This window comes from Flavobacterium sp. MMLR14_040, from assembly GCF_033657265.1.
In the GTDB taxonomy this organism is placed as follows: domain Bacteria; phylum Bacteroidota; class Bacteroidia; order Flavobacteriales; family Flavobacteriaceae; genus Flavobacterium.
Genome location: NZ_JAWVWO010000001.1, coordinates 457,466 through 483,999 on the forward strand (window position 1 = coordinate 457,466; position 26,534 = coordinate 483,999).

Below are 26,534 nucleotides of genomic sequence, written 5' to 3' on the forward strand. Positions count from 1 at the left end.
CATCTTTTTTACTCCTTTTCTAAGTCAAATTGAAAATCAAATAATTCTTTAGGCTCAATATCTAGACCTTTTGCTATTGAAATTATTGTGCCTAGCGATGCCCCATGTTCACCATTTAGAACTCTATATACTTGCTTGAGTTCAATCTTTCCAATAGAAGCAACAGTCATAACATCTTTTTCATTCTTTTCCATTACTCTTTCTAAGTTCTGCCCAAATGCTTTATAATATTTTTTTCTAATCTCCTTCATAAAGTGAAATTGAGATAATTACAACAAAAAAAATTGTCAAATTTGACAATTTTGTGATTTTTTTCGTATATTTGAATTCTAAAAAATTATTTAAAGAAATTTTAAATAGTATTTTATTAATTTTGCGACTCTTCAATTAAAAATATTTGAAGCATTCGCTTTGAATCTCGAACAGAAAACTGGCGTTTTTTTATACCACGAGAGGATAAGTAAGATGCTCACGTCATTGGCGTGGGCTCACTTATTGTGGTTGGTGCCGCCAGTACCTCTGTTCGATAAGCTGAGTTCCGCGCTTTTTTTTTGCCTTATACTCTCTTCGGATTCTTAGTAAATCACACTTCTTATTTTAAAGTTTCGCAGTCAAGATGAACCTTTTAAAACGACGATTGCCTGTGAATTAAACAAATCTTATTTATGTCTATTAAGCGTTTACTTAATAAATAAAAAATAGTCCTCTGCAGCAGCGACTAACTATAGCAGAGGACCGTAGCCAATCAAATCATATTTAACTAACCAATCCCAAAATTATGAATAATTATTCATTTTCCACGGGTGGAAGAGCTTTCTATTACCTAATTTTTCTAGGTTTCCTACTGTCTTTTTCACCAATGTCTGCTAAAAATCACTTTCAGGCTGGCAACTTACTTTCCCAACAGCATAAGGTTCAGGGTACTGTAACGGACGGCACTAATCCCCTGCCTGGTGTAACCATTGCAATTAAAAACAAAAAAAACAATGCCGTAATTTCAGATTACAGTGGTCAGTTCTCGCTCACTTGTTCTCCTAATGACACACTTTTAGTATCTTATATAGGCTTTAAAACTGCACTTGTTCCCATTAAAGGGCGCTCAGTTGTAAACATTGTACTATCCTACGATACTACTACACTTAAGGAAGTAAGGGTAAATGCGGGATATTATTCCGTTAAAGAAAGTGAACGCACAGGCAGCATAGCCAAAATTACATCAAAGGATATCGAAACACAGCCGGTTTCCAATGTCCTTGCAGTCATGCAGGGCCGGATGGCCGGTGTGAATATCACACAGACCACTGGAGTTGCCGGAGGCGGTTTTGATATCAAGATTCGCGGACAAAACAGTCTGCGCTCTGGAGCAAATACTCCGCTGTATATAATTGACGGAGTTCCTTACTCTTCCAGCCCTATTGGTTCGGGGCAGACCTCATCCATTTTTCCTACCTCAACCAGTCCGCTGAACAGCATCAATCCTGACAATATAGAAAGCATCGAGGTTCTGAAAGATGCCGATGCTACCTCTATTTATGGATCGCGGGGAGCTAACGGGGTTGTATTGATTTCAACTAAAAAAGGAAAATCAGGAAAAACCAGATTTACCATAACAAGCAGTACGGGAGCCGGAACCGTTACAAGATTTCTCAAGCTCATGAATACTGAACAATATCTGGCAATGCGAAAACAAGCTTTCGTAAATGACGGAAAACAATATGGTAGTACTGATTATGATGTAAACGGAGCTTGGGATCAAAACAGATATACTGACTGGCAGCAGGAACTTCTGGGTGGAACTTCAAAAATTAATGACAATCAGGTGACTGTTTCAGGGGGCTCAAAAAATACCCAGTTTTTGCTCAGTGGCACCTACCACAGTGAATCAACAGTATTTCCCGGTCATTTTGGTTATAACAGAGGAGGGGTGCAGGTCAATATCAACCACACGTCTGAAGACAATAGATTTCAAATGACATTCTCAGGCGGATACACTTCACAGAAAAACAACCAGCCTGCCAGTGATTTAACTAATGCTACAAGGTTTCTTGCCCCTAACGCCCCTGCATTGTACAATTCAGATGGGAGTTTAAACTGGGAAAATCAGACTTGGGAAAATCCGTTGCGAAACCTTAATGCAAAATATGAATCGAAGACTAAAGATTTCATAGCAAACGCAATGTTGTCTTATGAAATATTAGAAGGTTTAAGTATTAAAAGTAACTTTGGTTTTACTGATCTCGCGACTTTGGAAACCCGTACAGCACCTTCAACGATCTTTAACCCTGCTTACAATTTCACCAGCCAGAGATCAGTACTGTATCAAAACCAGACCTCAAGAACTTCCTGGATTATCGAACCACAGCTTACGTGGGAAAAAGAATTGGGAAAGGGAAAAATAAATTTATTGGCAGGCACCACTTTTCAAAACCAGACCACAGCTGCTCTTTATCAATCAGGGAGCGGTTTCAGTTCCAACAGCTTAATTTATAATCTTGCAGCTGCCAAAGTCATTACCATACAGCTGGACGATGAAACACAATACAAATATCAGGCTATTTTTGGAAGGTTAAACTATAACTGGCAGGACCGATATATTTTAAACCTTACGGCAAGAAGGGACGGCTCCAGCCGCTTTGGACCCAGCAGACAATTCGCCAACTTTGGCGCGGCAGGATTTGCATGGCTTTTCACAAATGAAAATTTCTTAAAAAACAGTTCAAGGCTCAGTTTTGGAAAACTCCGTGGCAGTTACGGAACTACAGGAAATGACCAGATCGGCGATTATCAGTTTTTTGATACCTACAGCACAACAGGAGTCAACTATGATGGTGTGACCGGAATTTCCCCTTCAAGGCTTTACAATGCTGATTTCGGCTGGGAGATCAATAAGAAGCTTGAATTTGCACTTGAAACAGGATTTTTAAGGGACAGAATCTTTACAACAGCAGCGTGGTATCAAAACCGTTCCTCTAATCAACTGGTCGGGATTCCGCTTCCCGGAACAACAGGCTTCTCCTCTATTCAGGCCAATCTAAATGCTGTTGTTGAAAACAGAGGTTTGGAATTTACGCTGCGTACAGTTAATTTACAGAAAGCAAATTTTCAGTGGACTACCAATTTCAACCTCACTTTTGCAAAAAACAAACTGCTGAGTTTTCCCGGTCTGGAGGGGTCCACCTACAGCCAGCAGTACAGAATAGGAGAACCACTGAACATTCTGCTGTTGTATAAATTTAAGGAGGTAAATCCCCAGACAGGCATTTATGATTTTGAGGATGTAAACAGCGACGGCGTAATATCTTCTCCTTATGACAGACAGCATACCGCTAATCTGAATCCTAAGTATTTTGGAGGCATACAAAATCAGCTCACTTATAAAGGCTGGAATCTTGATTTTCTTTTTCAGTTCACAAAACAGCGGAACCGCATATACCCAATGGGAACGCCCGGGATGATGTCCAATCAGCAGACAAGGATAACAGACAGCTGGCAGACAACAGGGGACCAGACTGCCTATCAAATGTATACAACGGGCACAGACAGAAACGTGGTAAACGCCAATAATAATTACCTGCTCAGCAATACAATCATAACCGATGCCAGCTTTATCCGTTTAAAAAATATTGCGCTTTCCTATACTGTTCCGTTAAGCCTGAAAGATACAAGCTGCAAGGTAATGCTGCAGGCTCAAAATCTGCTGACTTTTACAAAGTATCAGGATGGAGATCCTGAATTTTCTACTATCGGTTACCTCCCTCCTCTTAAAGTTGTGACTGCAGGGGTACAATTAACCTTTTAAAAAAAGATATTCCAATGATACATTCTATTAATTCATTTTTTTCAATGCTGACCATATTACTAATGTTCAGCTCCTGTACTGATTTTGTTGAAGTTGACCTTCCAAAATCACAACTGACCGCACAAGCTGTATTTGATAATTACGACACCGCAAATGCCGCTCTTACCAATATTTACTCTAAGATTAGAGATAACGGAATTCTGAACGGATCAACCATGGGAATTTCAAACCAGCTTGGAAACTATGCAGATGAACTGACTGCTTATGGGCTGCCCTCAAATGCAGTATTTACATTTTATGATAACACCGTTCCTGCTTCATCAACTGTGGTCCTAACATACTGGAACAATTCCTATAACCAGATTTATACCGCCAATGCTATATTAAAAGGGGTTGAAAACATCACAAATTTCAGTGAGGACCGAAAAAAACAGCTTCAGGGTGAAGCCCTTTTTATCAGGGCTTTATCACACTTCTATCTGCTCAATCTTTTCGGCGGTATACCCTACATCAAAGAGACTGACTATGAGCAAAACACAAAAGTCAGCAGGATGGCCGAAGAAAAAGTGTATCAGAACATTATTAATGATTTAAATCAGGCAATGGAACTCTTACCGGAGAATTACACCTCTACAGACAGAATCCGTCCCAATAAATATGTCTGCCACGCTTTTCTGGCACGGGTTTACCTCTACAATAAAATGTATGAGCAGGCATCAAACGAAGCCTCTGCAGTGCTAAAGAAAACAGAACTCTTTATAATGGAAAATGATCTTTCAAAGGTATTTTTAAATAATTCGAAAGAAACAATCTGGCAGCTGCAGACCTCAGTTGCAGGCCAGAATGCGGCGGAAGGATCCTTTTTTATTTTTCAGGCTGGCCCGCCATCCACAGTAGCACTCACACCCTATCTGCTGAACTCCTTTTCAAATGCCGATCTGCGCAAAGCCAGCTGGATCAGACCTGTTACCAATGTAAATGGTTCATGGTCTCATGCTTACAAATACAAAGAACAGAACAACACTTCAGTTTCTAAAGAATATTCCATCATTTTTCGCACTGCCGAACAATATCTAATAAGAGCTGAAGCGCGGATCCGTCAGGGAGACCTTATTGGGGCAAAAGAGGATCTGAATAAAATCAGAAGCCGGGCAGGTCTTGCCGGCACAGCTGCAGTTTCTCCGCAAGAAATCCTAAATGCTATTCTTCAGGAAAGAAGATGGGAGCTTTTTACAGAACAAGGACATCGTTTTTTTGATTTACGCCGATTTGGGCAAATAGACGCCGTGCTCTCAGAAGTTAAGCCAGGCTGGGATACCACGGACAAGCTTCTTCCCCTGCCTGAAAATGAACTTAATTTAAATCCCAACCTTCTTGCTCAAAATCCTGGATATTAAACCTTTTATTATGACAGCATTTATTCCATTGAGAACATTTAAAATCTCATTTTTGCCATTTTTTACCCTTGTTCCATTTTTTATTTTGCCATTAGTAACCTGCCCTTTAAAGGGGCAGGTAATGCAAAAAAAGAAATTAGATCAGGCTTCTTACAAGCTATGGTCCAATTTTGAAATAGATAAAACGGCACCGGATGAAAAATGGGTAAGCTACGGCATTAATTACGCCTACAGCTTCGATACGTTATTCCTGCGCAACGTTACGGACGGCAGAACCTATAGTTTTCCTTCTGCTGTAAAGTCCTTGTTTACTAAAAATAATCTCTTCCTCTTTATGAAAGGAGATACCCTAACCACCATTAATCCAGAAAACGGAAAAAAGGACATAATCACAGCAGCGGATCATTATGAGTATTCCTATCAGAACAACCTGCTACTGGTTTTTATCCGTTCAGAGAAAAACAAAGGTATCTTACGAGTTAAATCCCCGTTAGATGAAACGCTTCTGGAGATACCTAATGTGACTAAATTTTCCATGAGCCCTTCAGGTAGTCGCTTGTTATATAACATCGCTTTCAATGGAAAGAATTCCCTGTTTCTTATTGATCTTAAAAAAATATCCGTATCAGAACAGCTAGTAAAAACTGATGAAAACTATTATGACAATTTTACCTGGCAGAGAACTGATAAAGCCTTCGCTTTCTGCAGTAATTCAAAAGCAGGAGCTCCAGTCTCACTGTTTCTCTATACCATTGCTGACAAGAAAATGTATCAGCTTGATCCAAACATATTGGATAGTTTTCCTAAAGGAGCTTCCATAGCCGCCGCTTCACGGAATAAGATGCTAATATCAGACGATCTTAAAAAGGTATTTTTCTCTGTAAACAAAAGCGAAGCGCCACTTAATCAATCAGATTCAAAAGTGGAGATCTGGAGTACTAAAGACAAATGGATATACCCACAGGAACAGCGAAACGGAAATTCTTCCTCCACTCCAAAAATGGCGGTATGGATGCCTGAACAAAAATTATTCAGACAGATTACGGACAATAACCTTTCCTCTATGATGCTTTCCCCTGACTGCAGCTACGCTGTGCTGTCTGATCCAAAAGCCTATGAACCGCAGTTCGAATTTGAAGGCCCCAGGGATTATTATCTTTTAGATCTTTCCACTTTTGAAAAACATCTTCTTCTAAGAAAACAACCTGTATTAATGCATGATATTTCCATTTCGTCAACAGGAAAGTATATCTCGTACTTTAAAGACAAAAACTGGTGGATTTATTGCCTAAAGGATAAAACCCATACCAACCTTACTTCAAAATCCCGCATTCCTTTTTTAGGAAAAGTAATCGCGCTTTCAGCTGACAGCCCTTATGGAAATGCCGGCTGGACTACTTCAGACGAAGAAATTCTTCTTTATGACGAATTTGATTTGTGGGCTTTTAAAGCGGATGGCACCCAAAACAGAAGATTAACTAATGGCAGGGAAGTACAAATTAGATTTAAACTGGATCTGAAACCTAAAACAATTAACCGCAAATATCTTTATGACGGGCTGCTGCACCAGCAATATGATATAAAAAAAACACTACTGATTCGGGGTGAAAACCAGAATGGTCAAACAGGATTTTACACATGGAATTCCACTGAGGGAATAAAGACAATCATAGCCCGCGATTCCTATTTTTCCAATCTTATTACAGGATCAAAAAGAGACACCTATTTCTGTATGGAACAGAAGTTTGATCTTCCTCCCAGGATGATTGCTGTGGGAAACAACTCAAATGAAAAATGTATTTTCCAAAGTAATCCCCAACACGCTAATTTTAGCTGGGGAAGAAACGAACTTGTATCTTTCCAAAATTCAAAAAATAAAAACTTAAAAGGTGTTTTATATTACCCGGCAGACTACGACCCAAATAAAAAATACTCCATGATTGTATACATATATGAAGTACAGTCCGGCGGACTACACAGATACTGGAATCCTACTCTTGAAAATGAGTCAGGCTTTAATCCAAGTGTTTTTACAGCTGCGGGCTATTTTGTCTTTCTGCCTGATATAGTACATGAAAAGGAAAATGTCGGTCCTTCCACTTTGGACTGTGTGCTTTCCGGCACAAAAAAAATCATGGAAACAGGACACGTGGATACTAAAAGGATTGCAATTATGGGACATTCCTTCGGAGGCTACGAAACTTCCTATGTTATCAATCAAACCAATATATTTGCTGCAGCGATAGCCAGCGGGGCCATAACAGATCTGACTAGAAGATATCTTACCATAGGCATAAATACGGCAAGACCTGAAATATGGCGTTTTGCATCAGGAGGCTGGCGCATGGGAGACAAAACGCCTTTCTCTAGTCAGGCGGATTTTGATCGGAATTCACCACTTGCCTTCATTGAAAATTTACAGACTCCGCTTTTAATGTGGAGCGGAAAAGAAGATACACAGGTTGATCCATTCCAGACCACAGCATATTACATGGCACTGCGCAGGTTAAACAAAAAAAACATCATGCTTCTCTATCCAAAAGAAAGCCACACACTCCTTAATCCAGTTAACCAGAAGGATCTAACCATTCGAGTGTTACAGTGGTTTGATTATTACCTCAAAGATGAAAAAACACCTTACTGGATCAGCGGTCATATTTAATCATTAAATAATTAAAACTCACAATGCCACTCCAAATAGGAACGGCATTGTTTTTTAAAAGTTAATAATAAGCTTATGGCTGCTCTTGCCATAAGGTCTCTGTACAATTTCCAATATTGTCTTTAGCATAGAGCTGATTACCGTTAAAACTACAGATGTAGGTTCTTTCCTGATTATCACATTGTTTGACAATGTCCTGACAATTACTTGGATTGTAAGCATCAACAAGAACCATTTCTTTTTCTGCACTTTGCATTGAAGTGGTTGTAAAAGCCCCAATAATACCCAATGCAGCTACGGCAAAAGGCATTGCGTTTTTAAAAAATTGCGTTTTCATAATATCAAATATTAAGTTAACTTTTGATCTACTTTTTTTTACAGGTTTTCGATCTGCCTCCTGATACTGGCCAGTATATTTTCAAATTCAAATTATTCTGAACCCTTATTTTCCATCTTATTTCGCAGCTCGTCTTTAAAGTCATAAACCACTAAATCACGTCCAATCACTGCATATAAATGGGTATGGGTTACTCTGAATGATTTCATTTTTTCATCTTTTAAATTATAAACCGGAAAGCTCAGTACATAAGCGTTTCTGCTTAAATCGTAAACATCGATTATGGATGCCTGATTCCATAGTTTATCATTTTCATATCTTCCTTTTATTTTTGACTGGACAAAAAGCAGATTTTCACATACGGCAGCTTTAGCATTAACAACATAAGGTGGGGCAGACATTTTTCTCTGTGTGCTGTCTTTAATGTAAGAGACCTTTATTTTTGCTTTTGTTGTTGTATCAATTGTGTTACCGCGTAAAGTCAGTCTGCCTATCTGGTCCGCTACAATAAATTCATTTCTGTACAGATACAGATACACTATTTTACGCTGCATCTCACTGTAAGTCAATATTCCGTCCGTATCAAAAACACCATCTATCTGCTTTTGAAGCAAAGAGTCATTATAAACCACTTTTGTTTTGTCATTCGAATTGTATATCCCTAAAACATGAGCGAGGTTCTTACCATTGTTGGAACGAAACACAACAGCTATGCTGTCCATTGGTTCTGCCTGTGTAAAGTATGGCAGGCCTTTAAGTTCACTGTTAACTCTCCAATCAGAAATTCTTCCTCTGAAAATCGCGGGAACCGTTCCGTCTTTCAGATAAAAATACTTTCCTCTGACGTTAATTGTTATACTTTTAAAAGAAGTTTTTTTGGGGATAAAACTAATCTGATGCACCTGCTCATCCTGCAGTTTTTCATCCACGGAGACAATATGTAAAGGACTCGTATAATTTCCCAAATAAATTCTTCCCTGAGAGATTCCTGCAATATAAAAAGAATTAAACGTTAGATTTTTTTTAGAAAGAAATGTGACAGGATGCTTTGCATAACGTCTTATAAAAGGATTTTCATAATGCATAATATCTTCTGAATACAGGGATAAAAATATCATGATTCCTGTGCTGCAAAGACAGAGAATAAACATACTCCTGACTGGTTTTAAATTATGACTTAAGATTTTTACGTGATCAATCTTAGTTTGCCAATAAACCGCCAATGCTGCCAGCAGTATAAAAACAAAATTAAAAACCAAATGTACTTTCCAGCTCATTTTCTCCAAAATTCCACCGCAGGAGCAAGGAACAAAAGAACTGTAATTCAAAACGATGAATATATATATCGTGAAAAATGTCATTAAGCTGAAAGCCCCCAACAGCCCCCATATTTTGAATTTAGGTATACATAGTAGTAAAGCAATAGTTAATTCTAAAATTAGAACTAACCATGCAATCCATGAAGCAAAGGCACTTATCAAAGGGGACTGTCCAACCTGAACTTGAAAGTTTTCAAAATCCAAAAGTTTACTGACTGCCGCATAAACAAAAAGTACTATATAAAGAAGACAGATAACCTCTGTAATATTTTTTTTCAATCCCGTTTTCGCATTCACTATCATAATTACTCGATTTGAATTCAATAATGTAAAATTCTGAATTTCAAAACCATAACACTTATGTTATTGGGAGCAAAAATTAATTATGAAGGATTAAAGTGATCCAATGGCAAAAAACCACCGGCTTTACCTCTGCCGAGTTCTTTAGGAGAAAATCCAAACTGCTTCTTGAATGATTTAGAAAAATTAGGATAGCTGTTAAAACCATTCATAAAGGAAATATTCTTCAGCGGAATATCGGTCTGCTCTATCATAAGGTAAGCCCTTTTTAGGCGCTGCTCTGTATAAAACTTGTAGACGCTTGTATGGAAAAAATGCCTGAATCCGTCTTTGAGTTTAAAATCATTTGTACCGAACTGTCTTGCCAGTTCCTTAACGGATGGTAATGGTTCAGTCAAATTTGCTAATACATAATCATAAACCCGCTGTATAAGGCGCGCATCAGTTTGTTTGAAATTAGAATGCCTGCTTAAATTTATTTCAAATGATTCCGAAGCAACTTCATTAACCTTGAGAAAGGGTGCCACAAAACTAAGTACGGTAAACTTACCATCCGATAATCTCGATACGGAACACTCGGCAGTTACAATCAGCTTTTTGAATGTTATAAAATTCAGTGTAATAATTTCACCCGATAAAAGCATTTCTTCCAGTTCTTTTCTCTCAATCTCAGACATACTGCTGAAGTCATCGCTTAAGAAATCCTGTATCGGGCGTCTGAGCATTTCTGCTGCATTATAACCCAAAATTTCCAAGGCCCCTTGATTTACATTTTTTATGGAATGGTTTTCATCTAAAATAAAAGTTGCAAGTGTTACCATCCTATGAGTAACATAGGGATTTACAAAACCGGAATGAAAGGCAGACTCTTTAAGTTCTTCGGCAACCATGTTTACAAGAACCACCAGGGTTTCAATTTCGTCGTCATAACTACTCAGGGGGATATGACCATTGAAGTTGCCCCGTGCTATCTCAAATAACATCTTGTGCATGGATATTAGCCGCTGGCGATTGTGGGGTCTCTTCATCGGTCCTGATTTTATATATACTTCTGCCTAGTTAGATCTGTTTCTATAGAAAGCCTTTAAGATAATCCAGTGCTTCCTGCTCAATGGTAAAAATTCGGGTAGGTACAGAGGGCTTGCTGATTTCCAGATAAAAAGTGCTCATTGTCATTGAAACGTTTTCACTGCCAATCAATGCGACTGCTTTTGCAAGCAGAGATCCGGATTTAGCAAGATAGTCTCTGGCTGCTTTGTCAATGGAGGCTATGCCCCTTGTATCACAGAAGACAGGAAGAAGTCTCTCATTTTGAAATGCAATCCTGTCAGCTACAACACGCATAGCCACTTCTAAATCAATTGCAGTATTGGGTTTATATTCGAAAAAAAGAATTCCTTTTTCAATCCAAAACCTCGCATTTCGATTCTCATAAGATTCATGTGCCGCAATCATGTCCTATCAGTTTTTAAATAAAGGGTTGTAATTTAACAAAAATATAAAGATTAAGAAACATTCTAATTGTCAATTGCGGATTATTTCTTGCAAAACACACTGATTTGTTGTTAAATTGGGAATTACACTTGCCAAATTGGGAGTAAAATATCTGTCAATAAAAGTACTTTCAATTTTTATAAGGAATTTTAGATGTCTGTTTTTCAGATATTTAAAAGATGATAATTCTAAAACTTAAAAACCTTATAAAAAATGGCAAAAATAAAGCACAACAATTTTATTGATACAGTTGACACCGTTTTTTCAAATGCAAAAGAAAAAGGCATATTACACCTTTACGCTGAAGGTGAATATCTTAATGGACGAAGCATAAAAATTAACGGAAGCGAAATGCTCCATTTCGGAACTACAGGATATCTTGGACTGGAACAGGACAAAAGACTAAAAGAGGCAGCAATAAGCGCCATTACTAATTATGGAACTCAGTTCCCGCTTTCTAAAACTTATCTTTCCCATCCCTTATATGCTGAACTGGAAAGCAAGATTGAGCAGATGTACAATATACCGCCAATCATAACTAAGAACAGTACCCTTGGACATATGGCAATCATCCCAACCCTGATAAGAGATGAAGATGCAGTAATTATAGACCATCAGGCGCATTGGAGTGTGCAGAATGCTTGTCAGATTCTTAAGCTTAGGGGAATACCAGTGGAGATGATACGCCATAATAACCTTGAAATGCTTGAAGACAAAATTCGGATGTTAGGCGGAAAATCGGGAAAAATCTGGTACATGGCAGATGGTGTTTATTCTATGTACGGCGATTATGCGCCGGTACAGGATCTATTAAACCTTGCCCGAAAGTATCCGCACCTTCACCTCTATTTTGATGATGTCCATGGAATGAGCTGGAAAGGAAAAAATGGTACTGGTTTTATCTTTGACGCAATTGGAACGTTAGAAGAAAATATTGTGGTTGTCAGCACTCTGAGCAAAACATTTGGTGCCAGCGGCGCAACCTTTTTCTGCAGCGATCGTAAATTACGCGAAAAGATTAAAACTTTTGGCGGTCCTCTTACCTTCTCTGCCCAGCTTGAACCGGCATCAGTTGCCGCTGCAATCGCATCTTGCGACATCCATCTCTCTGCGGAAATCTATAACCGCCAAACTGAACTTGCCAAAAAAACAGCCTATTTCAGCACGCTGCTTTCAAAAAGCAGTCTGCCCCTAGTCTCTGATAACGACTCTCCCGTCTTTTTTCTTGGAATGGGAACACCTGCTACTGCTTATAATTTTACCAAACGTCTCTATTCGGAAGGTTTTTATCTCAACCTTGGTATCTATCCGGCAGTTCCTATAAAAAATACCGGAATCCGTATCACGATATCTGCACATAATAAAATTGAAGATATTACAGATCTTGCCCGTGCAATGGATCACCACTTTCACAAAGCTGTAGAAGAAACAGGAAGTAGTGACCAGAAAATACGACAGGCTTTTAGAATGGACATCAAAACGAGGCTCCCTGTTATAAAACAGCAAACAGAATTGCTGCAGATTGAAGAAAAAGTAACAATCGAAAACATCGACAAGCAGGAATGGAACAAGTATCTGGGTGCTTATAATATTTTGGATTGGGAAGGAATGCAGTATCTCGAGCAGACTTTCTCAAACAACCAGCATACAGCCAATAAATGGGATTTCTTCTATTATATAATCAGGGACCAAAACATGCAAGTTGTTTTAATGACGTTCTGCACATTTGGTATCTGGAAAGATGATATGCTGGCTACAGAATCTGTATCAAGGCACCTTGAAGAGATTAGAAAAACAGATCCCATACATATGACTTCCAAAGTATTAAGTACCGGCTCGTTGTTTACTGAGGGACTGCACTGCTATATTGATAAGGATCATCCTCTGGCCGAGCAATCCTTTCAAATGCTCTTAAACAAGCTGGAAGAAACATACAATTCTTTAGGGGCCGATATGCTTGTTCTGCGTGATTTTGAAACCGGATTCCGCTGGGATGAAATGATAAGAAACCATGGGTATTTCCGGATTGATATGCCGGAATCCTGTGTTATTGAAAATAAAAAATGGCCCACAATTGAGAAGTATGGATCCCTGCTTTCTACTCGTTCCCGCCAGCATTTCAACAGGGAAATACTTAAGTATGAAAAATTCTATGATGTTGAAATAAAAGATTGCCTAACAGAAGAAGAAATAAACAGGGCCTACGAGCTATACTGCAATGTAAAGGATCGCAACCTAGCCATAAATACCTTCACATACAACAGACAAGTATTTGAAAATATGAACAGCTCTCCAAACTGGGAGTTCTTAATTCTGACCCTGAAAAATGCCCCTGAAAACAATTTTGTTGGGATAATGTTCTGCTATAAAAATTCAGGAAAAGTATATGTACCTGAACTTATCGGCATGGACTACATTGCCGGAGAAGGTTTCAATCTGTACAGACAGCTTTTATACCAAACAATCAAAAGAGCGCGAGAGCTTGAAATTGAGCGAATTGATTTCGGCATATCGGCAAGCTTTGAGAAGAAAAAACTTGGCGCTTCAATAATAACGAAGGTCGCTTACGTACAAGCCAGGGATAACTACGCTATGGAAATGATGCAGACACTGCAGAATGAAACCAATACCGCGCGCTGATATAATATATTTAAATTCTCCAACGAAAAGTAACGTCATACCGTATTTGCGCAGAGCTGCCCTCACTTTTCCTTGTTCAAATAAATCTAAATTCTGTTGCCATGATAAGATCTACATGTGAGAACGCACTTCAGGTTATTCGAAAAGCAGAACAGGAATTCAGCTTAGACCCTGAACATATAATTGAAAAATCCTACCACATGACTACCGTTCTTCGAAGCTTGCTTTGTACGGTTAAAAAAAATGTTTTAGAAAAAGGATTCTCCGATGAAAATGAAGAGATTAATTTTTTTAAAAGTATCAAACCCCAAATACTGGGAAAACTGATTTTCTATAATAAAGTTTTCCGAATTGAAGCATCCTGTCCGGCTGTAACCGGTAAAATGCATCATAAATATTTTTCCAATGAGCTTAATATCCTTAAGCAGGAATATAAAGAGCACTTTTATAACACTGATTTTTATCGCTATTATCGCACGGGAAGAACCGAATGGGACCATCATTTCTTTTGTCGGGGAAAAATAGACCTTCATGAAGGAGTTAATAGTTTTGTTTTTGAAATTGACACTCAATTTTCTACCTATTATGATTACAAGGTAGCGCGAATAATTGCTAACGAACTGCTTAACAGTTACCTCGTTTCTAAAATTGAACCTGACACCCAGCAGGCCACCATTTTTTCAGACGGAAATGTAGCTAACAGAGATTTTTTCTGGACAGATTCAAAGAATGCTCTGATCGAATTAATTTACGCACTTCACGCATCGGGCAGTATTTCTCATGGAAAAGCCGGCATCCGTAAAATCAGTATGGTTTTTCAGCTGCTGTTTAGGATCCAGCTCGGCGATGTCCATCACGCCTACCATAGGATGAAAGACAGGGCTGATAGCAAAAGTATTTTTCTAGATCAGCTGAAATTATCGCTTAAACAGCACATGGAAAAAGAGGTCTAATTTTTTTAAAACTTGCAATTTTCTTGCCAATGAGGTGCAATTGGCATTAAATGGCTACTGGCATATAATTACTTCTAAATATTTATTTATCCCTGTAAATCAGTAACTTATCTTCATTTTTTATTCAGTTAAAATTTTCATAAAACAGCATTTTACATTGGCTGGTATTGGCAATGAAAAACTTTTGCCAGTAGCAATTTTGCATCACTAATGTAAAACACACAGCCATGAATATAGACAGAATAGAATTCATTTCGTGGATGGAACGAATCATAGAACGTTTCGATCTTTTGAGCTCACATATCATAGAACTTGAAAAAAAACGAGGAAGTGTTGACGGCGAAGAGCTATTGGATAATCAGGATATATTACAGATGCTTAAAATAAGTGGGAGATCACTCCAGCGCTACCGATCAATCGGCAAGCTCCCCTACTATACCATCAGTGGAAAAATATATTATAAGCTATCAGATGTACACCAGTTCATCAGAGAAAGTATCAGTGTCCGAACGCCAAAAAACTATGCCAAAGAGTGAAAAATAACGCCAATAGATTCCAGCTTTTAATTAGCACCTTTTCAACTTTTAATTTCGCAAATGAATTTAAAATTTAAAATTATGAGCGAAAATATTAAAGATGCATTTAACACTCCCGAAGAATTATCGGATATACTGCTGGTATTCGATAAAGAGAAAAAGAAAATTCTGGCGGTAAAAGGTATTGACCAAAATGGCAATCTGGAAACCGTTGACCCTACCAACAAAAATCAGAATCAATTTATGCGGGTAGACAAGCACGGAGATGTGTTTTCAAATTTCTTTTCAAATTTTTTCAGCCAACTGAAGAACCCAACTAATTTTTTGTTCTTCAAAATCCCTGCTCTGCTGGCTGTTGATACTTCAAAAGAGATGCAGAAACATTTAGATCATCCTACACCTGAAGGTGAGCAATTAATGAAACAGCACGAAGTAAAAGATTATAAACAAAAAAATGAAATTAATATGGAAACAGCACAGACAAATCCGGAAACAAGTGAATACAAATACAAACCGGAACAAATCGATTGGGAAACATTAAACCATTTGGGTTTAAGCAAAGAAAAACTTGAAAAAATGAGCCTGCTTGATCCGCTACTCAAAGGATACAAAACAAATGAACTTGTACCGGTAAGTCTTAATCTTGGTACTGCAGTAACAAGAATGGATGCCCGTTTATCGCTTAAACAAAATGACGAAGGACAGGTCGTATTGGCCATTCATGGCATCCGAAAAGAACCTAATCTGAATTATCCTTTTTTCGGTCACGAGTTCAGCAAGGAAGATAAAGACAATCTGCTGCAAACAGGCAATATGGGACGCGTAGTAGATCTCACCAATCCGAAAAACAATGAGATCATGCCCTCCATTATCAGTATAGACAGGCTGACCAATGAGGTGATAGCACTGCGCACGGATTTCATTAAAATTCCCGATGAAATTAAAGGAATTAAGCTGAGTGAAGAGCAAAAGCAAACCTTGCTCGAAGGGAAGCCGCTTACTCTAGAAGGAATGGTTTCCAAGAAAGGAACAGCCTTTGATGCATCTGTGCAATTCAATGCAGATAAACGTTTTGTTGAATTTCTCTTTGACCGAAATGATTCTAATAAACAGACACAAGGCAATCAGCAGAACCAAACTCAGGGAGCACCTAAAAACTTTAGAGATAAGGAACTCAATAATGAGCAATACCATAAGCTCAAAGATGGTCAGACGGTTTATATCAGCGGCTTAGTGGATAAAAAAGGAAAAGAATACAATGGATATATCACCTACAACAAGGAAACCAATAAAACAGATTTTTCATTTCAAAATCCAGATAAAATCAAAGAACAGATAAAACCTTCTGAAGCCCATAAAACGCAGACCGCTGTCAATTCCGAAGGCAAAACTAATGAAGCTACTAAGAACATAAAGGAGCCATTAAAATCAGGTCAGACAAATCCTGATGACAAGAAACAACAGGAACAACAAGAAGAATCTAACTCAACTGCTAAATCAAAAGGGCGTAAAATGTAATAAAATATGATAACAATTATTGCAGAAAAGCCCAGTGTAGCAAGGGAAATAGCCGTTATAATCAGAGCCACCGAAAAAAAAGATGGCTACCTGACAGGTAACGGCTATTTTGTTACATGGGCACTGGGCCATCTTGTAGGATTAGGGATGCCCGAAGATTACGGAATCACAGGATTTGACAAAGCATCACTGCCGATACTTCCAAACCCTTTTTTACTGACTGTCAGAAAGGTCAGTAAAAATCAAGGGGATTCTGTAGATACAGGAGCGCTAAAACAACTAAGAATCATTAGAGAGCTCTTTGACAACAGCGATAATATTATTGTCGCCACCGATGCAGGACGTGAGGGCGAACTCATTTTTAGGTACATATACGAATACTTGAAATGCAATAAACCCTTTAAGCGACTTTGGATAAGCTCCCTTACCGAAAAAGCCATTAAACTAGGTTTTGATAATCTCAAAGACGGAAAAGAATTTGACGGATTATATCAGGCAGCACAAGCCAGGAGCCGTGCCGACTGGCTAGTGGGTATCAATGCCACACAAGCGCTCTCCATTGCATTAGCAAACGGGGTTTATTCACTCGGAAGAGTGCAGACACCTACATTAGCTTTAATATGCAAACGCTATCTGGAAAACAGGAGTTTCAAAGTAAAAAATTACTGGCAGATACAGTTGTCCCATAACAAAGAAATGATAGATTTTAAAAGTATCTCAAAAATCAAATGGGAAGATAAAAAACTAGCCACTGATGTCTTGAAAGCCATTGCACGAAACCAAACGGCAATAATTACATCCCAAGTGACCAAAAGCGTTACAGAGCAACCGCCTTTATTGTTCGACCTTACCGGCCTGCAAAAAGAAGCTAATAAAAAATTAAACCTTTCGGCCGAAGAAACCCTCAACATTTCCCAGAGCCTTTACGAACAGAAATTTATCACATACCCACGTACCGCAAGCAAATACATTCCTGAAGATATGTGGGCAGAGATTCCCAACCTTGTAAGAGCTTTACAAAAGAGGGAAAATATTAAACAAAACCTATCTCAAATGAAATGGCGCCGTTTTAATAAACATATCGTGAACGATTTGCGTGTCACTGACCATAATGGATTATTAACTACTGATAAAATGCCATCAGCCCTGAATCCAAAGGAAAATGCGATTTATAATATGATTGCCTTTCGATTACTCGAAGCCGTTTCACAACCCTGCATCAAAGAGATAACTGATGTCGACTTACAGGTACTGCATTATGATTTTACATCAAAAGGCTGTAAGATTATAGAATCCGGGTGGCGTTCTATTAGAGGCAGTTTCCTTGATGATGATACGGAACATATAATGGATTTGCCTGAGCTGAAAAAGGACGATGAACTTAAAATAAAAGAAGCTTCCGTTCTGGAAAAGAAAACCAAACCGCCTGTGCTTTACACTGAAGCAGGCCTTTTGTCAGCTATGGAAAGTGCCGGAAATGATATCGAAAATCAAGGTGAGCGAAAGGTTTTGCGAAATTTAGGTATTGGCACTGCAGCTACAAGGGCATCAATTATCGAAATATTGTTTAACCGTAATTACATAAATAGGGAAAAGAAATCTCTGGTACCAACCGAAAAGGGATTATTGGTATACGAATTGGTCAAAGAAAAAAAAATTGCAGATGTGGCGATGACTGCCCAATGGGAACTTGCATTGGAAAAAATCGAAAACAACGAATCAGATGCAGGAAAATTTCAAAAGCAAACGGAAAATTACGCTGCATCTATTGCCAATGAATTGTTGCAGACCCCAATTGCCAAAAACAACTTGTCAGACCTCATCTGCCCTAAATGTAAAAGCCAACAACTTATCATACGTGACAAAATAGTAAAGTGTCCTGAAGAGACTTGCAACTGGATACAGTTCCGCAATGTCTGCGGTGCGCAAATCAGTATAGACAATATTAAAAGTCTTGTCAGCAAGGGTACAACTTCACTCATTAAAGGAATGAAAAGCAGGTCAGGAAAGAAATTCGATGCGTACATCGTACTGAACGATAATGCCGAAACTACCTTTGAATTTGCCAAAAACAAAAGCTTCCCAAGTAATGGAAAATAAACCTACCCTTAGCACTATGGAAATCAGAAATCTGATTTATTCCATACGCGGAAAGCAGGTTATGCTCGATAGCAACCTTGCTTCCTTATACCAGGTTGAAACAAAGAACCTCAACAAGGCCGTAAAAAGGAACATAGAAAGGTTTCCTGAATCCTTTTGTTTTCAATTGAATGAAGAGGAAGCTGAAATCTTGAGGTTCCAAATTGGAACCTCAGGTTTGAGTTATGGTGGAAGACGCTATTTACCTTATGTTTTTACCGAACAGGGTGTTGCCATGGCTTCCGCTATACTGCGTTCCTACATTGCCGTTAAGGTCAGTGTAGAAATCATGGAAGCCTTTGTAGAAATGCGTAGAATACTTATGAGCAACGCCTCTCTTTTTCATCGATTAGATAAGATTGAATTCAAGCAATTAGAAGCGAACCAAAAATTTGAAGAAATTTTTAAGGCTTTGGAAAGCGATAAGCTCCATAGCGAAAAAGGGATTTTCTATAACGGGCAGATTTTTGATGCCTATGCCTTTGTTTCCGATATTATCCGAAATGCCAAAAACTCAATTATCCTACTTGATAATTATGTTGATGACACGGTACTAACTTTACTGGGTAAACGCAGCGATGATGTCACCGCAACTATTTATACCAAAAGTATTAGCAATCAGCTGCGGTTGGATGTTCAGCGATACAACAGCCAATATCCCAGGATTGAAATCGAAATTTTCTCTGATGCTCACGACCGTTTTTTGATAATTGACGATACGGAACTCTATCACATTGGAGCCTCGCTCAAGGATTTGGGTAAAAAATGGTTTGCCTTTTCAAGAATGGATATTGAGGTTGGCAAAATGCTGCAAATTTTGAACAATTAAATAAATTAACCCTCTGAATAATTCGAGGGTTTTGTTTTATTTTGGACTTACTGAAAAGCCTGGCCCTGGTCAAAACTTTAACTTAGCATCTAATTTTACTCGCTCTTCTTAGTCCTATCCTTTTGTATCAAATGCTTTAAATTGGGATCATTCTTTATACGTTCCAATTCGGTTTCTATAACTAGTACAATATCCGTTTTTACCTGCCTGTAATTTTCCTCTATTGCCTGTTTTATATTGTCTTTACCGTTTTCGTCAATAAAAGATAAGATTTCAGGAATTTTTTGATAGTCTTTAGTTTCGGAAGCAACCTTTTGATTATCCACGACAATTTCAGCATGGAAGATTTTCTGCTCGATGCGTTCATCAAAATTGTCCGATACAGAACCAACAAAAAAGCCTTGTGTCAGGGTGGATATTTTGGAAGCCGGTATAAGACTGTCCAATTGAGTTGATATTGAAGTTGATGTATCGTTGCGATTGATGCTCATGCTCTGCCTTTTCTGCAATACTTTCCCGAATCTTTCCGACAGGCTTTTTGCAGTTTCGCCGACCACTTGGCCGCTAAAAATATTACCTACAGTATTCTGAATTACCTTGCTCTCTTTGTCGCCATAATCCCTTGTCAGCTGGGAATAATCCTGAAAGCCCAAACAAACAGCCACTTTATTACTTCTGGCGGTTGCAATAAGGTTATCAAGCCCCCTAAAGTATATAGTGGGCAGCTCGTCTATGATAACAGAACTTTTCAATTGGCCTTTTTTGTTAATGAGTTTAACGATACGTGAATTGTATAATCCCAGCGCAGCAGAATAGATATTTTGGCGGTCAGGATTATTGCCTACGCATAATATCTTAGGCTCTTTGGGATTGTTGATGTCCAATGAAAAATCATCTCCTGTCATAACCCAGTACAGTTGAGGCGAAATCATTCTTGACAAAGGGATTTTTGCAGAGGCTATCTGTCCCTGCAACTGATCCTGTGCCCCTCCCTGCCACGCGTCCATAAAAGGCGACAGATAGTTTTCCAAATCGGGATATGAGGTTAAAATAGTAAATACGTCTGAGTATTTTTTATTCAAGAGTTCTATCGCGTGTGGGAATGTGCAATATTTACCGTCGTCATAAATTTTCAGGTACCAAATGATTGCAGCCAAAAGGATAATTGGGCTTTCGACGAAAAAATCGCCCTGCTTCTGTATCCAGCTACGATTGAGGTTCAGCATTATCGTATATGCTGCTTCGTAAGCATCCGAGATATCCGTCATGAAATCAGGATTAAGAGGATTGCAACGGTGGCTCTTTCGGGGGTCATCAAAGTTGATGACATAGAATTTTGGTTGTACTTTGTATTTATCGCTGTGCTTCAATAAATGATTATATGCAATGGTAGAAAGGTCATCAAATTTGAAATCGTAGATGTACATTGAAAAACCTTTCTCAATCTGCTGTTTGATGTAATTGTTTACAATTGCGTATGATTTTCCTGAGCCCGGAGTACCTAAAACAATCGTTGCTCGAAAAGGATTAACTATGTTAATCCACCCATTGTTCCATTTTCCTTTGTAATAAAACTTCGTGGATAGATTAACAGAATATTCATTTTCCATCAATGTAGTTTCCTGCATAAAACTTTCGTTCTCGTTATTGAAAACATCCTCCATGAGATTGTTACGAAGTAGTCGGCTCATCCAGACTCCGGCAACCATTAAAGCGATATATCCTAAACCAGTTGTAACGATATAAGAAATTGTTGCGGTATTGATTGATAGCTTTAATAAGGCTGTGTTCAGAAAAAACAGAACAAACCCAATTGCCAAAGCAATATAAATTTTAGGCCACGTTATCTTCTGGTTCTTAACTCCTTTTGAACCCAGGCAGCTTAAAGCTAACAACACCAAGGCAAATACTTTGGTATAAAGAGTATGCGAGAACAATCCCGCAGTACGCTGAAAATTGTCTAATATTTTGTTGATTACCTCTAGTGTCCAGCCCCGAGCTATAAAGTACCCGTAGCAAAACCAATAAAGGTGCATCAGTATCAATAGGATACTTACTGCCCGCATAAAAGCCATAATTTTGGCTAATCCTCTTAAATCATCTTCTCCCTGCATCTCAAAACATTTAATGTTGTTTCATGAATTTAAATACGATAAGAACTGCTTGTATTAAAAGTGGTTGAAAATGGCGGCAAGCGGCAGTGTTTGACTGATTTGTTAAAATTTAAATTTTAAGGTTACGGAAAACCGTAATAACTGCTTTTTAAAAGCTCTTAATTTTAGGAAATTTTAAATTAATAAATTATGGTAGAATTTGATGAAAATGACCTAGTCAATAGTGATTATGTAAACACGACCACCACTGGTGACAATCCCAATTACACGGCTATTCGTGACAGAGAACGTGTAAATAAAAAAGAACGCTATGAAGTCGTCTATTTTTGCGATGCTTTTGTAAAGAACTATCAGGTTCCGAAAACGAAAGCAAGCTTTCAAAAGGTCGAGAGAATAATAAGACTATCTCTAGCCAGCAGCATTGTAATGAGAGACCAGCTAAATAATTTTGTGGCTCAAAACTGGAATTTACTCTAGCCTTTTTAACTAAGCTATCCGATAAAACCGTCGGCTTTTCGGATAGCTTTGATTCTATCCTTATCTGCCTTCCCTCTTTTTTCTTCTCTTCTTCATTCTATTAGCAAAATCTTGTTCCTGATAATCTTCTCCATTGGCTTCTGGCAATAAGGTACCAAATGTATCAATTAAATCGCCTTCGTGCTTTTGCGCAGTATTCAGGAAGTCGAACAAATGATAAGGTTTATCTGGCGGAATATCTGCATTATTTGCTGGGGATATTTTCGATTGCAATTTAACCGAATCTTTAATTTCAGGTGTGATATTTTTGTTCCAGTAATCATTAAATGTGTTGGCAGATAGTTCTTTTCCCAATCTAGAGCCGTTCCACACTGTTCTAGAATTATGGTCTATAAAGGTAATTCCGTAAATACGTCCTGTGTCATTTCTACGTGCCACCACATTCATTCCTTGCTCCACTAACTGTTTTTTAAAAGCCTCCTCATCACTTGTTAATTGCAGGGCAATGGTAACGGCAGCTTTAATGGTCGGCTTTGCCGGGTGGTCTTTTAAAGTTTCTTTGTATTTTGCATAATTCAATTCCAGAGCCTGCAGTCCAGCATTCTTTCCAAATAAAGAAGCCTTGAAAGGATGTCCGGCTCTTTCGCCTTTTTCATTCAAAGGTATATATAACAAACCCTCCTGCATTTTTCCTTTCAACTCGCCCTGCACTTTTTCGGTGGTAATATTAAAAAGAGAAAGCAAGGCATTGAATTCTCCTAAAGTTTGGAATTGATAATAGTTAGCCAGGTGACGAACTACGGAAGCTATCTGACTTTTAACATCACCTGCCTTATAATCTACAGGATGGAAAACCTTGTCTATCTGTTTATGCTCTTTATCTGTTGCAGGTATCAATCCATATTTCCTTTCAAGTTCACGGCAGACGTTCATAGAGCGCATTTTCTCATAACTATCCGAAATCTTTTTACCCTGTTCATCAACGCACACCGATACAATATGGATATGGCTACGGTCAATATCAGTATGTTTGAACACTACATAAGGCTGCTGTCCATAACCCATTTCCTGCATATACGCATCTGCCATTTCCATGAACCTGTCGTCACTTACTTTGTCTTTCGGATCGGGATTAAGCGAGATATGCAACGTATGTTTCTCTGTATTGCGGTTGGCAATGAGGTAAGGAGTAAAAGATTGGGCTAATTGTGCAACGGAATAATTACCGCTAGCGGTTTCAATTATCTTATTGCCATACAATATCTCCCCTTTTTCATTCTCAACTTTGAGCTGGTTGTAGGCTAAAGCTCCGTATAAATTTGCGCTTCTTCCGATTTTTGCTATCATTTCTAAGGCTATTTTTTCAGATATTTTGCGTCAAATTCTTCAGTTATCTGTATGATTTTTTGGCATAGTGCCGCCATTTCAGCAGTTTGTTTTTCCAATTTATAGAGAAAAGCCGCCGCCTTTTTCTCGGAAAAATGACGGTACAATAGCTTTACAATCTGGTTATAATTAACGCCTACGGAGCGGAATTGACTATGAAACGAAGTCAACCGCATATAAAAATCAACTGTTCCTTTATCAATTTTAATCGATTTCATCTCCTTGCTGAACAGCATCGAGGTGATAAATTTTGCTTTATTAGGAATTCCCGATGTTTCAAAAAGCGATAAAAGTTTGGCATTTTCCGTATCCGTCAGACGAAATACATGGCGGTGGATGCTCGGGTCGATTTTAGGCTTGCGTCCACCCTTCTGTTTTTTGTTGTTATTATTCTCCTTCATTATTTATCCATAATTAAATTTTTATAAAACCTGACTTCGGAAGGTTTTTTCAGCCCCCGGCAAGGCAAGTTGTTTTGAGGCACTAACTCGGTTTCGAGTGCCTCAAAACACAACTTGCCGTGTTCTGGTGAACACAAAAATCCGCCCTTCGGGACGGATTAAATGTAACAGGGAAAACGGCTCGAAGCCGTTTCGTTATTCTCCGTTTTTTCAGTAGTCGTTGCATAAATCCTTTAATAAAAATTCATTTTACAAAGTAAATCCCTGTTTACAAAAGGATTGTAATATAAAGAAGTACCAAACACTTCCTTTAAGCGACAAGCAATGCCACAACCATAGAGCGCAACAAAAATGATTATTCCTTTGTGTTTGAATGTTGGCAGGAGGACAATCAGCCCGTACTTCAGTACAAGTATATTGGGTCCATTCCAGATTTCATATCATCTGGTTTTCACGATTGCTAGAATGCAAGATCGCAACAATGCGGAAATGTCGGAAAGCGTGACAGCATGACGTGAGACTATCCTGAATTCCTGATGGAGTGGTTGAAAGAATATAAGTAAGATGGAATTCCCGCCTGACTAGATACAGGAATGAATGAAGTGATGCTGTACTTAAAAAAAGCAAGCATTCAGAAATGCCGGCCGGCATCCCTGACAGCTACCCGGTGCTAAATAACTTGAAATCAGTGTGCCTCCAAAACTGTATTGCTAGAATATATAAACTTTAAATTATCAAATATGAACACAAAAAAGAAACCTCTGTTTATCGCCTTTTCTTCTCAAAAAGGCGGTGTTGGCAAAAGTACATTTACAACCCTTCTAGCAAGTGTGCTGCACTATCGGTTGGGCTATAACGTAGTCGTATTTGATGCGGATTTTCCACAGCACAGCCTTGTAAAAATGAAGACAAGGGATTTGGCAATGGTAATGGAAAACGAAGCTTTGAAAAAGCTGGCGTATAAACAGTTTACTACCCTCAGCAAAAAAGCCTATCCCATCATGCCGTACAAAGCAGACAGCGTACTGGAAGCAGCTCAAGAGTTTGTAAATGATTCTCCTGCTCCCGTTGATGTTGTATTCTTCGACCTGCCCGGAACCGTTAACACGCCCGGCATCCTGAAAGCATTGGCAGGAATGCACCACATTTTTAGCCCGATCACGGCCGACCGTGTGGTAATGGAAAGTACGCTGATCTTCACACAGCTTTTGCAGGATGTGATTATGAAAAAAGGTGAAACCTCCATAGAAACTATTAACCTGTTCTGGAACCAGGTTGACGGCAGGGAAAGCACGCCTTTGTATAAAGTGTATAACCAACTTATTGCACAATTAGGTTTAAGCCTTATGCAAAGCCAAATCAAGAGCAGCACACGTTTCCGCAAAGAAAGTGAAGCAGACAGCAAAACTGTTTTCCGTTCCACGATAATGCCTCCTGATGAACGCTTGATGAAAGCGTGTCAATTAGACCTGTTCATAGACGAATTTTTAAAAATTATTCAATTGTAGATTTATGGAAAAGGAAAATAAGAGAAAAGCCCCGCCGGACATTAATGAAGAATTGATGATGGACCTGATGGTTGACGGCGTCAAAAAAGAAGGGATACAGTTTCCGCATGAACCAATCGAAGAGATACAAAAGATAGATGTAAAACAGGAAGAGTCACTGTCGATTAAACCTGTACAAAGGGAAAAGAACCGAGCAAAGAAAGGTGTTGACGGAAGTTATGGGGGCCACTTTTTGAAAACCCACTCAATGACCAAGCGTGGAGAGAAGAGTATTTACATTCGTCAGGAATATCACGAACGTTTGTCCCGCATTGTTCAGGTAATAGGGAAAGATCAGATACCGCTGTATGCTTATCTCGACAATATTCTCGAACATCATTTTGAAATATTTGAGAAAGCAATTACTGAAGATTTTAATGAGAAGTTTAAACCCATTTTTTAATATTATGATTATGAAAAATTTATTTAAGAAAATCAAGCCGCCCGCACAAATCGGGCAATACAAAGACAATTTTTTACAACCAACAGAATTTATAGCTAGAAACGGCAAGTCGGTATATATCAGTGAGGATTTTCACAGGAAGATATCCCGTATTGTTTTTATTCTCGGCGATGGAAAAATCACAATCTCAGATTACATGTACAATTTACTGAAGCAGCATTTTCAGGATTTTGGAAAGGATATAGAGACACTGCATATTGAAAAACAAAAACCAATTCTTTGA

General features: G+C 38.5%; 21 protein-coding genes. 13 read left to right on the top strand and 8 right to left on the bottom strand.

The features are described from left to right. Positions 1-8: 8 nt before the first annotated feature. The gene (locus tag SD960_RS02125; RefSeq protein ID WP_318800589.1) at positions 9-251 is read right to left on the bottom strand and encodes a helix-turn-helix domain-containing protein; all 243 of its coding nucleotides are present in this window, start codon (positions 249-251) and stop codon (positions 9-11) included. A 608-nt stretch (positions 252-859) separates the two neighbouring features. Between SD960_RS02125 and SD960_RS02130 the strand changes: the two genes are divergently transcribed. Genes SD960_RS02130 through SD960_RS02140 form a run of 3 tightly spaced genes read left to right on the top strand, consistent with a single transcriptional unit; the run spans position 860 to position 7,858 of the window. Next, positions 860-3,799 (top strand): SusC/RagA family TonB-linked outer membrane protein, encoded by a 2,940-nt coding sequence (locus tag SD960_RS02130; protein ID WP_318800696.1) that lies wholly within the window; start codon positions 860-862, stop codon positions 3,797-3,799. A 14-nt stretch (positions 3,800-3,813) separates the two neighbouring features. Then, entirely contained in the window at positions 3,814-5,196 is a 1,383-nt protein-coding gene (locus tag SD960_RS02135; protein WP_318800590.1) for a RagB/SusD family nutrient uptake outer membrane protein, read from the top strand. 10 nt (positions 5,197-5,206) lie between these two features. Further along, complete coding sequence (locus SD960_RS02140) at positions 5,207-7,858, top strand: alpha/beta hydrolase family protein (RefSeq protein WP_318800591.1); 2,652 nt, start codon at positions 5,207-5,209, stop codon at positions 7,856-7,858. Positions 7,859-7,931: 73 nt separating this feature from the next. On the opposite strand, the gene SD960_RS02145 is transcribed toward SD960_RS02140, so the two are convergent. The 4 genes from SD960_RS02145 to SD960_RS02160 all read right to left on the bottom strand — a co-directional run bounded on the left by SD960_RS02145 (position 7,932) and on the right by SD960_RS02160 (position 11,269). Beyond that, positions 7,932-8,195, bottom strand: a complete 264-nt coding sequence (locus SD960_RS02145; protein WP_026983230.1) for a hypothetical protein — start codon at positions 8,193-8,195, stop codon at positions 7,932-7,934. 92 nt (positions 8,196-8,287) lie between these two features. Beyond that, positions 8,288-9,817: a DoxX family protein gene (locus SD960_RS02150; RefSeq protein ID WP_318800592.1), complete on the bottom strand. Its 1,530-nt coding sequence runs from the start codon at positions 9,815-9,817 to the stop codon at positions 8,288-8,290. 80 nt (positions 9,818-9,897) lie between these two features. After that, positions 9,898-10,842, bottom strand: a complete 945-nt coding sequence (locus SD960_RS02155; RefSeq protein WP_318800593.1) for a helix-turn-helix domain-containing protein — start codon at positions 10,840-10,842, stop codon at positions 9,898-9,900. Positions 10,843-10,885: 43 nt separating this feature from the next. Further along, on the bottom strand, positions 10,886-11,269 hold the full coding sequence (locus tag SD960_RS02160; RefSeq protein ID WP_294779069.1) for a hypothetical protein: 384 nt from the start codon (positions 11,267-11,269) through the stop codon (positions 10,886-10,888). Between the two features lie 252 nt (positions 11,270-11,521). Here SD960_RS02160 and SD960_RS02165 point away from each other — a divergent pair, with 252 nt between their 5' ends. From SD960_RS02165 to SD960_RS02190, 6 genes are all read left to right on the top strand, one after another. Beyond that, positions 11,522-13,948, top strand: a complete 2,427-nt coding sequence (locus SD960_RS02165) for a bifunctional aminotransferase class I/II-fold pyridoxal phosphate-dependent enzyme/GNAT family N-acetyltransferase (RefSeq protein ID WP_318800594.1) — start codon at positions 11,522-11,524, stop codon at positions 13,946-13,948. A 104-nt stretch (positions 13,949-14,052) separates the two neighbouring features. After that, complete coding sequence (locus SD960_RS02170; protein WP_413230373.1) at positions 14,053-14,901, top strand: RteC domain-containing protein; 849 nt, start codon at positions 14,053-14,055, stop codon at positions 14,899-14,901. Between the two features lie 227 nt (positions 14,902-15,128). Then, a complete protein-coding gene (locus tag SD960_RS02175; protein ID WP_318800596.1) occupies positions 15,129-15,437 on the top strand; it encodes a helix-turn-helix domain-containing protein in 309 nt (102 codons plus the stop codon). Between the two features lie 81 nt (positions 15,438-15,518). Beyond that, positions 15,519-16,955, top strand: a complete 1,437-nt coding sequence (locus tag SD960_RS02180; protein WP_318800597.1) for a DUF3945 domain-containing protein — start codon at positions 15,519-15,521, stop codon at positions 16,953-16,955. Positions 16,956-16,961: 6 nt separating this feature from the next. After that, positions 16,962-19,055, top strand: coding sequence for a type IA DNA topoisomerase (locus tag SD960_RS02185; protein ID WP_318800598.1), 2,094 nt, complete (start codon positions 16,962-16,964; stop codon positions 19,053-19,055). After that, complete coding sequence (locus tag SD960_RS02190; protein WP_318800599.1) at positions 19,045-19,923, top strand: ORF6N domain-containing protein; 879 nt, start codon at positions 19,045-19,047, stop codon at positions 19,921-19,923. The genes SD960_RS02185 and SD960_RS02190 overlap by 11 nt, the downstream gene beginning before the upstream one ends. A 95-nt stretch (positions 19,924-20,018) precedes the next feature. Here the strand turns inward: SD960_RS02190 and mobC are convergent, their stop codons facing one another. Continuing rightward, positions 20,019-22,037, bottom strand: a complete 2,019-nt coding sequence (gene mobC / locus SD960_RS02195; protein ID WP_318800600.1) for a conjugal transfer protein MobC — start codon at positions 22,035-22,037, stop codon at positions 20,019-20,021. Positions 22,038-22,226: 189 nt separating this feature from the next. Here mobC and SD960_RS02200 point away from each other — a divergent pair, with 189 nt between their 5' ends. After that, positions 22,227-22,514 (top strand): hypothetical protein, encoded by a 288-nt coding sequence (locus SD960_RS02200; RefSeq protein WP_318800601.1) that lies wholly within the window; start codon positions 22,227-22,229, stop codon positions 22,512-22,514. A gap of 60 nt (positions 22,515-22,574) precedes the next feature. On the opposite strand, the gene mobB is transcribed toward SD960_RS02200, so the two are convergent. Then, positions 22,575-23,861, bottom strand: coding sequence for a conjugal transfer protein MobB (gene mobB / locus SD960_RS02205; protein ID WP_318800602.1), 1,287 nt, complete (start codon positions 23,859-23,861; stop codon positions 22,575-22,577). A gap of 8 nt (positions 23,862-23,869) precedes the next feature. Further along, positions 23,870-24,301 (bottom strand): conjugal transfer protein MobA, encoded by a 432-nt coding sequence (mobA, locus tag SD960_RS02210; protein WP_318800603.1) that lies wholly within the window; start codon positions 24,299-24,301, stop codon positions 23,870-23,872. 740 nt (positions 24,302-25,041) lie between these two features. Here mobA and SD960_RS02215 point away from each other — a divergent pair. From SD960_RS02215 to SD960_RS02225, 3 genes are read left to right on the top strand one after another with little or no spacing between them, the layout of a single operon-like run. Further along, a complete protein-coding gene (locus tag SD960_RS02215) occupies positions 25,042-25,809 on the top strand; it encodes a ParA family protein (protein ID WP_318800604.1) in 768 nt (255 codons plus the stop codon). Between the two features lie 4 nt (positions 25,810-25,813). Further along, a complete protein-coding gene (locus SD960_RS02220) occupies positions 25,814-26,251 on the top strand; it encodes a DUF3408 domain-containing protein (protein ID WP_318800605.1) in 438 nt (145 codons plus the stop codon). 10 nt (positions 26,252-26,261) lie between these two features. Further along, positions 26,262-26,534: a DUF3408 domain-containing protein gene (locus SD960_RS02225; protein ID WP_318800606.1), complete on the top strand. Its 273-nt coding sequence runs from the start codon at positions 26,262-26,264 to the stop codon at positions 26,532-26,534.